The organism is Stenotrophomonas sp. INTA L402-1, assembly GCF_059295135.1.
Genome location: NZ_JCAFWP010000019.1, coordinates 1 through 14,116, shown reverse-complemented (window position 1 = coordinate 14,116; position 14,116 = coordinate 1). Strand labels below are relative to the sequence as shown.

Sequence of the window (14,116 nt, the reverse complement as noted above, 5' to 3'; positions counted from 1 at the left end):
ACTCACAGGTCCACACGGAAGGAGATGCCGACAGTGCGCGGGGCGCCGATGAAGGCGTTGTCGCGGCCGTCCACCCCTGCAAGATACCGCTTGTCGGTGAGGTTGCTCACCACCAGGTTGGCACCCATGCCCTTCAGGCGCGGCGACAGGCCCTGCAGGTCGAAGCCGATATTGGCGTTGAACACGGTGGCCGAGGGCAGCTTGTTGACGTTGGCGGCATCGAGGTAGCGCGTGCCGAGGTAGCGACCGGACAGGCCGAAGTTCCAGTTTTCGCCCTGCCAGTCGGCCGACAGCACCAGGGTCTGTTCTGGCTGGCCGATCACCTTGGCACCGTCGACGATGCCCAGCTGGGTATCACGTGCGGCATCGCCACTGCCCAGGTACTTGGAGCGGTTGTAGGTATAGGCGGCGTTTAGGCGCCAGCCATTGTCCCAGCCGTAGCCGAACGCCGCCTCCAGGCCGTTGCTTTCCACGCCACCGAAGTTCTCGTAGACACCGTCGGTCTCGCCCAGGTAGTCGATGCCGCTGACAAAGCCAGCCGGCAGGTAGACGATGCGATTGTCGAACTTGATGTTGTACAGGGTGACCGACGCGGTCAGCGGCCAGCGGCTGATGCGCATGCCGACTTCGATGTTGTCGGCGGTCTCCGGCTCGACGTTGCGAAAGCGCTGCGGGTCGGTCTCGCCGAGCACGCCGGAGGGAATGGCGGCGAAGTTCTGCGAGAAGCCAGCGAACAGCTCCATGCCTTCCACACCGGGCGCCCAGGTGAAGCCGGTGGACAGCAGCGGATCGGACTTGGAATCGGATTTGACGTGCTCGCTGGCACCGATCACGCGGCGGCGCGACTGGTCGACGAAGAACTGCTTTACGCCCAGGCGTGCGCTGAACGGGCCGAAGCGGGCGACGTCCTCGACGTAGTACATCTGCTCGTCAACCTTGTACTTGTCTTCGAACTGCACCCAGTACGGCTGATGGTCGAAGGCGATGTCCTGGCCTACGTTGAGCAGGCGATGCCAGTCGCGGCGCGCCGAGCGGTCCAGCTTTTCCACCCACAGGCCGCCGCGGATCGTGTTGTCGACGGCACCGAAGGTCTGCCGCCATTCGACGTCGGCGGTCACGCCCATGCGGTCGTTGTCGTAGTGGGTGTGGCGGTAGGACTGCGCGCCCAGCACGTTGCCCGCGTAGCAGTTCGGATCGTACTCGGCAGTGAAGCCCAGCCGTGGGGTGCAGCTGGCCAGGCGCTGCGCGGCGCTGCCATCGGGATTGACGAAGAAAATCTGGCCGCGGTTACTGCCACCGTACACGGTCTTTCCACCGATGTACTCCGACTCCGGGCGACCGGCACCATCATCGCTGACCTGCGCCAGGTAGGGGGGCAGCCAGTCGCCACGACCTTCCATGCGGTGCCCGTAAGCCGCCACCGAGGCCTTGAAGCCGTTGCCGCCGTCGAAGGCCGCGCGCAGGTAGCCGAAGGTGTTCTCGCGCAGCGCACGCGAGCCGGAACGGTAGTTCTGGTCCAGGTACGGTATGCCGGTGAGGGTGCCGACCAGGTTGTCGCGGTCCGGATTGGTGGCGAAGCCCTTCGGCGAGACGCTGGTGTACTCCGGCTCGTCGGCATCGTTGTAGGACAGGTAGCCGGTCAGCGTCCAGCGATCCAGCTCGGTGATGAACTTGCCGGCGATGTGGTCATTGCTGGTCTTGCCGCTGCCATCGATCCAGTCGTGCACACGTGCGGAAGAAGCGCTGACCCAGGCGCGGGTATGGCCGCCGAGCAGGCCGGTGTCGTAGCGCACGTAGTACTTGCGCGCCTCGTTGTCACCGGCACCGACCACGAAGCGCAGGCGGCTGTCCTGCAGTGGGTCGCTGGTGAGGAAGTTGAGCGTGCCACCCAGCGCCTCGTTCGAGCGCGAGGAGATGTCGGCAGTGCCCTGGCTGACTTCCACTGTTTCCAGGTCCAGGGTATCGATGTAGCGGTTGGCCAGCGAACCGCCACCGTAGCCCGAGCCGCCATTGGGCAGGCCGTCGATGGTGGTGCCGATCTGCTGGGTGTCACGGTTGGTGACGAAGCCGCGCATGCTGATCTGCGTGCCCCACACCGACGAACCGGTGGCATCGGCCTCGCTGACCACCACGCCGGGCACTTCGTTGAGCGCGTCGTTGACGCTGCTCATCACCGTCTGCCGGTTCAGTGTTTCCGCGCGCACCGAAGTCTTCGCGTAGCTGGTGGCCTGACCAATCACCTGTACCTGGTCGAGGGTACGCGCATCGCTGCTGCGCGCTTCGCCCGTATCGCCCTGCGGTGCTTCTGCGAGGGCGTCCAGGGCGGGGGCGATCAGCAGGGCCAGCAGCGAGACACGGGGAAAACGCGCAATCGTTCGCATCGAAACCGGACCTTCAGAGGGAGGAAACCCCGGAGTGTCGGCAGCGCCAATGACATCGGCATGACGTGGCAGCGCAGGAACGATGGCACTGTGGGGGCGGTCACGGCCTTCGGGTATGCTCGGCGCTTCAATGGACCTGAGGTGGTGGCGATGCAGAAGCGATCGAAGATCTGGCTGGGAGGTGCAGCCCTGGTGCTGCTGGCAGGGTGCAACCGGACGCCCTCGGATGGAGAGGTGGCACCGCCTGCGCCAGCCACGGCGGACGAGGGCGCAGCACCGGCCGCCGCCCCAGCGGGTTCAACGGCCGCCGCCGACGGCACCGCACTCACCGACCGCGATGGCAAGCCGGTGCCGCTGGTGCCTTTCGACACCAGCAGCGTGCCGCTGAGCGACACCGCGCTGGGCGGACTGCCGTTCTTCAGCCTGCCGCAGGGCTACGCGCCGCAGAACGCCCCGCACCCGCGCGCCTGGGCGCGCTTCCCGTTCCGGATGGGCGAGGGTGTGCATTGGGTGGAAGGTCCGAGCTGGTCGGCACGCATCGTGACCGACAGTGAGGCGGCCCCCGACAAGGCGTTCTCTGCGCTGGAAGTGCAGCGCAACTTCGACGGTGTGATCACCGCCGCTGGCGGCCGCAAGGTCTTTGAAGGCACGCTGCTGCGCGACATCTACTACGGCCCGCAACTGGAAGGCGAGGTCGGGGGTGGCTTCATCGATGCGGTGAACGGTGAACAGGACGCACCCACCACCGTCTACGTGCTGCGCCAGGCCAACCGCACCGTGTGGGTGCAGCTGGCGGTGGACAGCAACGGCGCCGGTCTGGTGGTCGTGGATGACGTTCCGTTCAAGGCCACCGCGCAGTGGTCGGACAGTTTCCCGCACCTGTCCCTGCCGGCCGGCTATCGTGAGCGCAACACGCCCGAGCAGCGTGATTTCGATGCCTTCCCGTTCTGGACCGGAGATCACTTCGAACCGGTCGAGGGCCGCACCTTCGCTGCCGATTTCGACAAGGGCGAGCGCGAATACTCGATGCATGAAGTACGCCGCAACCTTGAGGCGATGATGGCCCAGGTCAACGGCACCAAGGTGTTCGAGGGGCGCATCCCGCACGAGGCGGCCGAGGGCGTGTCGAAGCAGGTGCAGTCGTCCTACGGCAACGCGGCCAGCTACAGCTGGGACAACTACGACACCGTTGTCTATCGCGTCGATCTGGCTGACGGCCGCCAGGTGTGGGTACATGCTCGCCTCGAATACCTCAGCGCTGGCTGGGTCGTGGTCGAGCGCAAGGGTTTCACCCAGACCGCAGCGCTGCTGCCGGCCGATGCGTTGAAGAAGAAGCTGGACAGCGACGGCCGCGTGGCGATCCAGGTCAACTTCGCCACCGACAAGGCGCAGATCCTGTCGACGTCCGAACCGCAACTGGCGCAGGTGCTGGACCTGCTGCGTGCCGACCCGTCGCTGAAACTGTCGATCGAAGGCCACACCGACAACAGCGGCGCGGCCGCGCACAACCGCAGCTTGTCCGAGGATCGTGCGCGGTCGGTGGTGGCGGCGTTGACCGCCAAGGGGGTCAACGCCGACCGCCTGCAGGCGGCCGGCTTCGGCGCCGACAGGCCGGTGGCCGACAATGGCAGCGAGGAAGGCAAGGCGCGCAATCGCCGGGTCGAGCTGGTCAAGCGCTGAACCACGCCCTCCTCAGTACCGCGCGTCCTTGGGTTTCGGGTCGCGCGGCCAGTCCTTGGCCTTGTTGGCGAAGTCCGGCCGCGGTTGGTTGATGAAGTAGCTGGCGATGTCCACCGCATCCTGGTCGGGCATCACCTGCTGCCCCAGTGGCGGCTCGCGGGTCACCGCCGGCGGCATGTTGTGCTTGACGAAACCGGCCGCCTTGTACAGGCGCGCCATGCCGGCGCCGATGTTGAAGCTGTGGTCGCCCCACAGCGGCGGGAAGGCGATATCACCGCTGGCGTCGCGCCGGCCTTCGCCGTTGTCGCCATGGCAGGCGGCACACTGCACGGCGTACAGCGCCTGGCCACGGATCGGGTCCGGGGTCAGCGTGCTGTCGATGGGGCCCTCGCTGGGGGCGGCCACCTTTGCACCGACTGGCACGGGACTGCTCAGCCACGCCATATAGTCGAGCATCGCGCGCATCTGCGGTGAGTCCTTCGGTAGCGGCTTGCCGTTCATCGAGCGCTGCAGGCAGCCATTGATGCGCTCGGTCAGCCCGATCACCTTGCCCGGGCGCGGCATGTAACGCGGATAGGCGCCGCCGCCCGTATTGAAGTAGTGGTTGCCGAACGGTCGCTTGCCCTCGGCCATGTGGCACGAATTGCAGTTCAGATCGTTGCCGACGTTGTCCGGAAGCAGGCGCGCGGTCTCGTTGAGGAGGCGGCGGCCAAGCATCACCGATTCGGCATTGCCGAGCCCGGCGATCTCTTCGGCGCTGGGTGCGTGGTAGTGGCCGACCACCTTGCCCTGCGCATCGAGGATATCGATCGTGCTGGCTACGGCGGCATCCAGGTCCGGGTACAGATGGCGATAGGCGAGGGTGCCGGCGCCGGCCAGCAGCACGAGGGTGACCACACTGCCGATCAGCAGGCGGGAGCGTTTGCGCGAACGTTTCATCGTGCGGCCTCCTGCGGAACGTAGTGCACCGGCTTGTCACGCACCACCCGGCGCATGCGCGCCACGTCGACCTCGCTCACCGCGCTGGCCTGGTTGCCCCAGCTGCTGCGGATGAAGGTCAGGATCTGTGCCAGCTGTGCATTCGGCAGCTGCTCGAAACCGGGCATGGTGAAGGCCATGCGGTCGTGCGGGGTATGCGGCGTGCGGCCGCCGATCAGGGTTACCTGTACCAGCGAGCTGGGATCATCGGCGAACACGATCGAGTTGCCGGCCAGCGCCGGGTAGACCCGTGGCATGCCGCGGCCGTCGGCGCGATGGCAGGCCTGGCAATGCTCGGCATAGGCCAGCGAGCCGGCCACGCGATAGTCGCCACTGCGTAGTGCGGCGGTGGTGGTGTCGGTACCCGGCGACCACTGCGCACTGCGGCCCTCGCGCGCCGGCAGCTGTTTCAGGTAGCGGGCCATCGCCAGCAGGTCGGCGTCGGACAGGTACTGCGTGCTGTGCTCGACCACGTCGGCCATACCGCCGAAGGCCGCCGAGCGATCGGTGCGGCCGGTGCGCAGGAAGTCGACGATCTCGTCCTCGCTCCAGCTGGCCAGGCCGGTCGACTCGTTGCGCAGGTTCTTTGCGTACCAGCCTTCGAGCACCGAGCCGGACAGGAACTGGCGGCTGCCATCATCGGCCATCGTCTTTTCCTGGAACGCCAGGCCACGTGGCGTGTGGCAGGCACCGCAGTGGGCCAGGCCTTCCACCAGTTCGGCGCCGCGCTGCTGGCCGGCATCCAGCGACGGATCCGGGTTGAACGTGCGCGGGCGTGCGAACAGCAGCTGCCACCAGGCCAGTGGCCAGCGCATGTTGGCCGGCCACGGGATCGTGCTGTCGGCGTTGCCCTGCTTCACCGGCTGCACCGAGCCCATGAAGTAGGCGTACAGCGCCTTGATCTCGGCATCGCTGGCGATCACGTACGAGGCATACGGCATTGCCGGATACAACGGCTGCCCATCGTGACGGATGCCGCGACGGACCGCGCGCTCGAAGTCGGCGTAGTCGTAGGCGCCAATGCCGGTGTCCGGATCGGGCGTGATGTTGGTCGAGTAGATCGTGCCCATCGGCGTCTGCATACCGAGGCCACCGGCGAACGGCTCGCCGCCCGGCGCAGTGTGGCAGGCGGCGCAGTCGGCGGCGCGCGACAGGTACTGTCCCTGCGCGATCAGCGTCGGATCGTGGATGTCGACCTGCGCCGTCTGTCGCGGTGCGAACCAGTAGGGCGTGGTGCGGGCGATGCCGTAGGCGGCGGCCAACGTGGCGGCCAAGGCAATGGCGAGCTTGAGCGAGGTGCGCATGGCGGCACTGTGGGCAATCCCGCGCGCGCGTTCATTGATCCGGATCAATGACTGAACGGATACAGCTTGTACACCAAGCTGAATCGTTCCTGCGTTGTCATCAAGCCGTCATCCGCGCGCGATAGATGACCGGTCTATCGGGGCGTTAACGTCCCAGCCTGTCTGATTCACCCCAATGACGTGATATGAAGCGCCTGCTGCTGCTGTTGCTGGCGTGCGCCGGCCTGTGGCTGGCTGCATGCTCCTCCTCGATCAATGCCTCGTCCACCTCGCTCGCCGACAGGCTGATCGCGCCAGGTGGCGTATCGACCCTGCTCGATCGCCCGCGTATTGCCGCGGCCATCGCCGAACTGCCCAACCGCCATGGCTTCGCGCCGGGCCGCGATGGCGTGCCGATCTTCTGGCGTGTGTTCGATCCCGGCGACTACGGCGCGCGTTATCACTACCTGCCGCAGCGCCACGAGAACGGCCTGCCGCTGGATACCGGCCTGAGCCTGGCAGTACCGCAACCGTTCCGCGCGCAGGCCCCGCGCGGCACCGTGGTGCTGCTGCACGGCTGGATGATGAACGGTGATTCGATGCTGCCGTGGTCGTTGCAGCTGGCCGAATCCGGCTACCGCGTGATCACGCTCGACCTGCGCAACCATGGACAGTCCGGTGCAGGTCCGTCCGGATACGGCACCTATGAATCCGACGATGTGGTCGATGTAATCGGTGAGCTGCGCGCACGTGGTGAAGTAACCGGCCCGCTGTACCTGTTCGGCGTGTCATATGGCGCCGCCACAGCGGTATTCACCGCCGACAAGCTCGGTGACCAGGTGGAAGGCGTGGTGGCGATGGAATCGTTCGCCAATGCCGGTGTGGCGATCCGCACGATGATTCCGCACCTGATGGGACTGCAGCCGGAAGGACTGAAGGCGCAGGCGGTGGCGTCGTACGCGCGCTGGCGCTACGGCGGCCAGGACATCAACCAGGTGATCGCCGCCGCCAGCCGCCGCATCGACGTCGATCTGGACCGCGTGGATGTAGCGCGCGCGCTGGCCGATACCCGCGCCTGCGTACTGCTGCTGCACGGTCAGGGCGACCAGCACATTCCGGTCAGCCAGGGCCGCGAACTGGCGCAGGCCAATCCGCGCGCGCACTACATCGAGATGCGCGGCGAGGACCACATCACCCTGCCGCTGCGGCTGGACCTGCTGGCCGGAGTGGTCGATGACTGGATGGCGCGCGACCAGCACCACCCGCAGAGCGCGTGCCCGGCGCCCCAGCTGCCGGCCCAGGCCGAGTGGCTGACACGCAGCTGAGAAAAGGGGACGGAGGGGATTAAGTCGTTTCCCGCACAGCTGGGCCAGAAACGACTTAATCCCCTCCGTCCCCTTTTTTCTGTCAGGCCACCCGTCTTGCCAGCGAGCGCGCAGACGCCGCGACGCCCAGCAGCAGCGCGGCCACGCACAGGAAGGCGAAGCCGAGGCTGGTAGCGTGTGCGAGTGCGCCGATCGCTGCCGGTCCGGCGAGGATTCCGGCGTAGCCCAGCGTGGTGACCGCGGTGATGGCGATGCTCTCCGGCATCACCCGCTGTTGGCCCGCCATCGAGAACAGCGCCGGCACGATGTTGGCGCAGCCCAGCCCGACCAGTACGTAGCCGGCCAGCGCCACCGAGAACGATGGCACCAGCGTCGCCAGGGTGAAACCCGCAGCAGCGGTGATGCCGCCGAAGACCAGGGTGCGGGTCCGGCCGAGGCGCTCGACGATGCCGTCGCCGAACAGGCGCATCGCGGTCATCGCCAGGGTGAACAGTGCAAAGCCGGCACCGGCCTGGTCACGTGGCACCTGCCGCACTTCGGCGAGGAACACCGCGCTCCAGTCCAGCATCGAGCCCTCGGCGAGGAACACCACGAAGGCCAGCACGCCGATGAACAGCACCACGCCATGCGGCAGTGCCAGCAGGGGGCCTTCATGCAGGATCCGTTGTGGGCGCCAGTGCGGTGCCGACAGCACTGCCACCAGCAGCAGAGCGGCCACCGAAACCAACGCGGCCAGCCACAGCGGCGTACCCAGGATCAGCATGCCGGTCATGCATCCGGCGCCGACGAAGCCGCCGATGCTGTAGAAGGCATGGAATCCGGACATCATCGCGCGCCCGGCGTCGCGCTCGACCGCGACCGCCTGCATGTTCATCGCACAATCCAGTGCACCGACGCCGGCGCCGAACACGAACAGGGCCGCGCCCAGCGCTACCGGAGAGGGCGCCAGCACCAGCAAGGGCAGGGCGCACAGCATCATCGCGCAGGTGATCACCATCACCCGGCGGCATCCCAGCCGCCCGGTCAGCGCACCTGCCAGTGGCATCGCCAGCAGTGAGCCGAGCCCGAGGCACAGCAGCACGGCGCCGAGGCTGGCGTCGGACAGCCCGGCCTTGGCCTTGGCGTAGGGCACCATCGGCGCCCAGGCGGCGGTGGCGAATCCGGGAATGAAGAAGGCGGCACGGGTGGCGTGCTGCTGGGCACGTGGGGATGAGGGCGTCATGCGCGGTGCGATGCTCCAAGGATCACCCATGAAAACGTTTTCAGGCTGGTTCGGCAAGTGCCCTGCATGACATCGAGCGACGCATACGATTGCAGTGACCCGAATGCGTCACCGCTGATTAACGCCCTGCGCGGACAGTGGCGACACGGTCGGCATTCCGCCGGCCGCTGCCGGAGATCCGTACATGAGCACGACACCGACCATCCTCCTCGTCCATGGTTTCTGGGGCGGGGCCGCACACTGGGCCAAAGTGATCCTGGAGCTGCATCGCAACGGCCATGACCGGGTGCAGGCGGTGGAATTGCCACTCACCTCGCTGGCTGATGATGCCGGCCGCACCCAGAAAATGATCCGGCAGATCGACGGGCCGGTGCTGCTGGTCGGCCACTCCTATGGCGGCGCGGTGATCAGCCAGGCCGGCAACGAGGCCAACGTGAAGGGCCTGGTCTACATCGCCGCTTTCGCGCCTGATGCCGGCGAGAGCCCCGGTGCCATCACCCAGCAGCACCTGCCGGAGGCGGCGCCGAACCTGGCGCCGGACAGTGATGGTTACCTGTGGCTGCGCGCCGACAAGTTCCATGAAAGCTTCTGCCAGGACCTGAGCGACGATGAGGGCCGGGTGATGGCGGTGACCCAGAAGGCGCCGCTGGCCAGCACCTTCGGTGATGCGGTGAGCGACCCGGCGTGGAAGCACAAGCCGAGCTGGTACCAGCTGTCCCGCCATGATCGGATGATCGCGCCGGAGAACCAGAGGGCAATGGCCACGCGCATGCAGCCCAAGCGACTGCTGGAGCTGGATGCCAGCCATGCCTCGCTGGCCTCGCAGCCGAAGGAGGTGACCGCGCTGATCCTGGAGGCCTGCGCCGCCATCGGCGGCTGAGCCTGCGGCAGCGCGCCGCACCACAGCACATCGCACGACAGCCGGGGCGCAGGGGAGTACACTCCTGCGCCTGCGGCCATCCGGCCGCGTCCCCGTCTTCCCTCCAGCCGCCGCCAGAGGATCCCACCCGATCGTGGAGGTCCCGTCGTGCTGTCTGTGCCTGATGCCCGTATTCCGTCCCCCTTGCCGCGTCGCCGTGCGTTGCCGCAGGCGCTTGCCCAGGGCCTGCTGATCACCGCACTGGCCAGCAGCGGCATCGCAGCCGCGCAGTCCGCCACCGAGCCGGACAAGGCCGCCGAGGCCCCGGCATCGCAGACCCTGCAGACCGTGCAGGTCACCGCCAATCTGCTCGGTACCATCACCGAGGGCAGTGGCGCGTACACGCCGGGCACCATCGCCACCGCCACCCGCCTGGTGCTGACGCCACGGCAGACCCCGCAGACCATCAGCGTCATTACCCGCGCTCAGATGGACGACTTTGGCCTGAACGGCATTGATGACGTGATGCGGGTGACCCCGGGCATCAGCATCGTGACCTAGGACAGCGAGCGCACCGAGTACTACGCGCGCGGCTTCGCCGTGCAGAACTTCCAGTACGACGGCATCCCGATGTCGCGTGACTCGGCCTATTCGGCGGGCAACACGCTCAGCGATACCGCGATCTATGACCGCATCGAAGTGCTCAAGGGCGCGACCGGCCTGCTCACCGGCATGGGCGATCCGGGCGCGACCATCAACCTGGTGCGCAAGAAGCCGGGCAAGGAGTTCGCCGGCAGTGCGACGCTGGGTGTGGGCCGCTGGGATGACTATCGTGCCGAGATCGATGTTGGCGGCCCGTTGACCGCCGATGGACGTGTGCGCGGTCGCGCGGTGGGCGCCTGGCAGGACAAGCATTCCAATCTCGACTTCTACCAGCGCACCAGCAAGGTGGGCTACGCGGTGCTGGAAGCAGATCTGGGCGAGCGCACGCTGCTGACCGTGGGTGGCGATACGATGGACAGCGACCCGAAGGGCTCGACCTGGGGTGGCATCCCTCTTCTGGACAGTGCCGGCAACTTCAATGACATGCCGCGTTCGTTCAACAACGGCACCCGCTGGAGTGGCTGGCGCCAGTATGTGCGCACCGGCTTTGCCACGCTCGAGCATACCTTCGCCAACGATTGGGTGGCCAAGCTGCAACTCAACCACCAGGTCAACGGCTATGACGCCGCACTGGCCGGCGCCGCCGCCGGCAATCCCGATCCGTTGACCGGCGAGGGCGTCAGCCTGTGGCTCGGCAAGTACGTTGGCAAGACCGTCAGCAATGCGGCCGACTTCTACCTGAGCGGTCATTTCGGCCTGTTCGGCCGCGAGCATGAGCTGGTCGTCGGTGGCAGCGCCTCGCGCAAGCGCTGGACCAACACCGGCTACGGCCCGCAGGCGGGGTTCCCGGATACCGTGCCGGACTACAGAACCTGGAATGGCGACATTCCCGAGCCGGAGTGGCAGCGCAGCTACAGCAACAACGAAGTGACGCGTGAGAACGGCCTGTACGTGGTCGGCCGCTTCGACGTGGCCGATCCGTTGAAGGTGATCGTCGGCAGCCGCCTGGCCAGCTACCGTTCGCCGCAGACGCGCGAAACCGGCGTGTTCGTACCGTATGCCGGCGTGGTCTACGACCTTGGCGAGCACTATTCGGTGTATGCCAGCTACAGCACCATCTTCAAGCCGCACAGCGAACGCGACGAGCAGGGCAAGGCACTGGATCCGCTGGAAGGGCGCAGCTACGAGATGGGCCTGAAGGCGGAATTCTTCGATGGCCGCTTCAACGCCAGTGCGGCGCTGTTCCAGCTCGACCAGGACAACTTCGCCCAGCCCACCGGCGGCAAGACGCCGGACGGGCAGGATGCGTATCGCGCCCTGATGGGCGTGCGTACCAAGGGCTACGAGCTGGAAATGTCGGGCCAGCTGGCCGAGGGCTGGCAGGTGCAGGGTGGGTTCTCGCACAAGATCGCCCGCCAGGCCGGTGCCAAGGTGACCACACTGGAGCCGGAAAACCAGTTCAGCCTGCACACCAGCTACCGCCTGCGCGGCGACTGGAAGGGGCTGACGCTGGGCGGTGGCGCGCGCTGGCAGGATTCCACTTTCGGCGAGATCACCAACCCGGCCACGCAGGCCAAGGTGGTGCATCGCACCCAGCCCTATTGGCTGCTGGATGCGATGGCGCGCTATGAATTCAACGATCGCCTGTCGGCCACGCTCAACGTCAACAACCTGCTGGACAAGCGTTACTACACGATCTTCAGCTGGTACAGCACCTACACCTGGGGTGAGCCGCGCAATGTGCGGTTGAGCTTGAATTACAGGTTCTGACGCGGCTCTACACATGCGCCCGCGATGCTTTTCGGCATCGCGGGCGTTGTCATTACAGCGGCAGGTCGAACACCAGCACTTCGGCGTCGTTGCCGTTCTCCAAGGTCAGCTGCGCTTCGTCGCTGACCTGCAGCGCATCACCGGCTTCCAGAGTGATGCCATTGACCTGCAGCTGGCCTCGGGCCACCTGCACATAGGCGCCACGACCGCTGCCGAGGGCGTGGTGCAGCTTCTGGCCGCCATCGAGGATGGTGGCGAAGATGCGGGCATCCTGGTGGATGCGCAGCGAACCGTCGGCACCGTCCGGCGAGGCGATCAGGCGCAGCTGGCCGCGCTTGGTTTCCGGGGCGAAGTGGGTCTCCTCGTAGGACGGCGTGATGTTCTCTGCGTCCGGGAAGATCCAGATCTGCAGGAAGTGCACGGTCTCGTCGGCGGAGTGATTGAACTCGCTGTGGCTGACACCGCTGCCGGCGCTCATGCGCTGCACGTCGCCGTAACGCAGCACCGAGCCGGTGCCCATCGAGTCCTTGTGCTCCAGCGCGCCGCCCAGCACATAGGAAACGATCTCCATGTTGCTGTGGCTGTGGGTGCCGAAGCCCTGGCCGCCGATCACCTTGTCTTCGTTGATCACCCGCAGCGGGCCGAAGCTGACGTAGCGGGGGTCGTAGTAGTTGGCGAAGGAGAAGGTATGGCGCGAGGACAGCCAGCCATGCTCGGCCAGGCCACGGGTAGCGCTCTTGCGGATCTGCAGCATGATGGAATCTCCTTGTTCGATGGTTTCGATGGGGCGGGGTGGGCTGGTAGCCGCTGTGTTTCCCCGTTGGAGAGAAGTATCCGCTTGCGCCCGGGGTTTGAAAAACGGATAGTTTTGACAGCCATCATCGAAAAATTCGAATGCTCAAACTCAGTCTCGATGCCCTGCAGATCCTGGACGCCATCGACCGCCGCGGCTCGTTCGCCGGCGCCGGCAAGGCTCTGCACAAAGTGCCTTCGACCATCTCCTACACCGTGGCCAAGCTGGAGGAGGACCTGGGCGTACAGCTGTTCGACCGGGTCGGCCCGCGCGCCGAGCCGACTGAGGCTGGCCGCGCGCTGCTGGACGAAGGCCGCCACCTGCTGCGCGCAGCCCGGGAGCTGGAACTGCGGGTTCGACGGGTGGCGTCGGGCTGGGAGACCGAACTGACCCTGGCGGTGGACTCGGTGTTCCCGACCTGGCTGCTCGGCCCGGACATCGCCGCGTTTCGTGAGGCCGAGGCGCCGACCCGGCTGCGGCTGATTGGCGAGGCCCTGTCCGGCACCTGGGAGGCCCTGCTGGACCGCCGTGCCGACCTGCTGGTCGGCGCGCCGGGCGAGGGCCCCAGTGGCGGTGGTTATGTGGTCGAGCCGCTGGGCACGGTGGAGTTCGTGTTCGCGGTCGCACCCGATCATCCGTTGGCCACAGTGCCGGGCGTGCTCGGTCGCGAGCAGCTGGTCGAGCACTGCGCGATCGCGGTCTCCGATTCGGCACGGCGGCTGTTGCCGCGCACGGTCGGCCTGTTGATGGGACAGGAGATGCTGACGGTGCCCGACATGGCCAGCAAATTGAAGCTGCAGTGCGAAGGCGTGGGCTTCGGATTCCTGCCCGAGCCGTGCGCGCGCGCGGCAGTGGCGCGTGGCCAGCTGGTGATCCGTGAGGTGGAGGAGCACAAGCCGGAAGAGACGTTCTGGCTGGCCTGGCGCACCGGTGAGGATGGAGCCGCACTGCGCTGGTGGCGCGAGCGCCTGCGCAGGCCGGAGCTGCTGGCACAGTGGTGGCAGTCAATGGCACGGGGTTAGGGGTACGGCAGGGCTGCGCCCTGCACCCGCTACGAGCTGGAGCAACAGCAACAGCAACAGCAACAGCAGAAGCTGGTTTCCTGTGGGGAGGCGGGGTGGGTCCGGTTGCGGGGGCCGCTGCAAGTACGTCCATGTAAGCTCGGTCGCCGCATCCATGCGGCTCACGCCCCCGCAACCGGACCTGTCTCTTATACACAACT

General features: G+C 66.7%; 9 protein-coding genes and 1 pseudogene. 5 read left to right on the top strand and 5 right to left on the bottom strand.

Going from position 1 to position 14,116, the window contains the following annotated elements; all coding sequences use genetic code 11:
• Window positions 1–2 precede the first annotated feature (2 nt).
• Window positions 3–2,381, bottom strand: a complete 2,379-nt coding sequence (locus AC5O77_RS12400) for a TonB-dependent receptor (RefSeq protein ID WP_121503741.1) — start codon at window positions 2,379–2,381, stop codon at window positions 3–5.
• 150 nt (window positions 2,382–2,531) lie between these two features.
• Between AC5O77_RS12400 and AC5O77_RS12395 the strand changes: the two genes are divergently transcribed.
• Complete coding sequence (locus AC5O77_RS12395; RefSeq protein WP_478057057.1) at window positions 2,532–4,061, top strand: OmpA family protein; 1,530 nt, start codon at window positions 2,532–2,534, stop codon at window positions 4,059–4,061.
• Between the two features lie 12 nt (window positions 4,062–4,073).
• Here the strand turns inward: AC5O77_RS12395 and AC5O77_RS12390 are convergent, their stop codons facing one another.
• The gene (locus tag AC5O77_RS12390; RefSeq protein WP_478057056.1) at window positions 4,074–5,000 is read right to left on the bottom strand and encodes a c-type cytochrome; all 927 of its coding nucleotides are present in this window, start codon (window positions 4,998–5,000) and stop codon (window positions 4,074–4,076) included.
• Window positions 4,997–6,343 carry a c-type cytochrome gene (locus AC5O77_RS12385; RefSeq protein ID WP_478057055.1) on the bottom strand — a complete coding sequence of 449 codons (1,347 nt, stop codon included), beginning with the start codon at window positions 6,341–6,343 and terminating at the stop codon, window positions 4,997–4,999. Before AC5O77_RS12385 ends, AC5O77_RS12390 begins: the two co-directional genes overlap by 4 nt.
• 185 nt (window positions 6,344–6,528) lie before the next feature.
• Here AC5O77_RS12385 and AC5O77_RS12380 point away from each other — a divergent pair, with 185 nt between their 5' ends.
• Window positions 6,529–7,647, top strand: coding sequence for an alpha/beta fold hydrolase (locus AC5O77_RS12380; RefSeq protein ID WP_032128432.1), 1,119 nt, complete (start codon window positions 6,529–6,531; stop codon window positions 7,645–7,647).
• Window positions 7,648–7,729: 82 nt separating this feature from the next.
• On the opposite strand, the gene AC5O77_RS12375 is transcribed toward AC5O77_RS12380, so the two are convergent.
• Window positions 7,730–8,869, bottom strand: coding sequence for an MFS transporter (locus tag AC5O77_RS12375; protein WP_478057054.1), 1,140 nt, complete (start codon window positions 8,867–8,869; stop codon window positions 7,730–7,732).
• A 184-nt stretch (window positions 8,870–9,053) separates the two neighbouring features.
• On the opposite strand from AC5O77_RS12375, the gene AC5O77_RS12370 reads away from it, so the two are divergent.
• Both AC5O77_RS12370 and AC5O77_RS12365 read left to right on the top strand, forming a co-directional pair.
• A complete protein-coding gene (locus AC5O77_RS12370) occupies window positions 9,054–9,749 on the top strand; it encodes an alpha/beta hydrolase (RefSeq protein ID WP_478057053.1) in 696 nt (231 codons plus the stop codon).
• A 147-nt stretch (window positions 9,750–9,896) separates the two neighbouring features.
• Window positions 9,897–12,101, top strand: a pseudogene (locus AC5O77_RS12365) (TonB-dependent siderophore receptor).
• Window positions 12,102–12,153: 52 nt separating this feature from the next.
• Here AC5O77_RS12365 and AC5O77_RS12360 read toward each other — a convergent pair.
• The gene (locus AC5O77_RS12360) at window positions 12,154–12,855 is read right to left on the bottom strand and encodes a pirin family protein (protein WP_478057052.1); all 702 of its coding nucleotides are present in this window, start codon (window positions 12,853–12,855) and stop codon (window positions 12,154–12,156) included.
• A gap of 140 nt (window positions 12,856–12,995) precedes the next feature.
• On the opposite strand from AC5O77_RS12360, the gene AC5O77_RS12355 reads away from it, so the two are divergent.
• Window positions 12,996–13,916 (top strand): LysR family transcriptional regulator, encoded by a 921-nt coding sequence (locus AC5O77_RS12355; RefSeq protein ID WP_478057051.1) that lies wholly within the window; start codon window positions 12,996–12,998, stop codon window positions 13,914–13,916.
• Window positions 13,917–14,116 lie beyond the last annotated feature (200 nt).

Coding starts and splice junctions, on each gene's coding strand:
- AC5O77_RS12370 (WP_478057053.1), top strand. CDS start 9,054: ATGAGCACGACACCGACCATCCTCCTCGTCCATGGTTTCTGGGGCGGG.
- AC5O77_RS12390 (WP_478057056.1), bottom strand. CDS start 5,000: ATGAAACGTTCGCGCAAACGCTCCCGCCTGCTGATCGGCAGTGTGGTC.
- AC5O77_RS12385 (WP_478057055.1), bottom strand. CDS start 6,343: ATGCGCACCTCGCTCAAGCTCGCCATTGCCTTGGCCGCCACGTTGGCC.
- AC5O77_RS12380 (WP_032128432.1), top strand. CDS start 6,529: ATGAAGCGCCTGCTGCTGCTGTTGCTGGCGTGCGCCGGCCTGTGGCTG.
- AC5O77_RS12395 (WP_478057057.1), top strand. CDS start 2,532: ATGCAGAAGCGATCGAAGATCTGGCTGGGAGGTGCAGCCCTGGTGCTG.
- AC5O77_RS12355 (WP_478057051.1), top strand. CDS start 12,996: ATGCTCAAACTCAGTCTCGATGCCCTGCAGATCCTGGACGCCATCGAC.
- AC5O77_RS12360 (WP_478057052.1), bottom strand. CDS start 12,855: ATGCTGCAGATCCGCAAGAGCGCTACCCGTGGCCTGGCCGAGCATGGC.
- AC5O77_RS12375 (WP_478057054.1), bottom strand. CDS start 8,869: ATGACGCCCTCATCCCCACGTGCCCAGCAGCACGCCACCCGTGCCGCC.
- AC5O77_RS12400 (WP_121503741.1), bottom strand. CDS start 2,381: ATGCGAACGATTGCGCGTTTTCCCCGTGTCTCGCTGCTGGCCCTGCTG.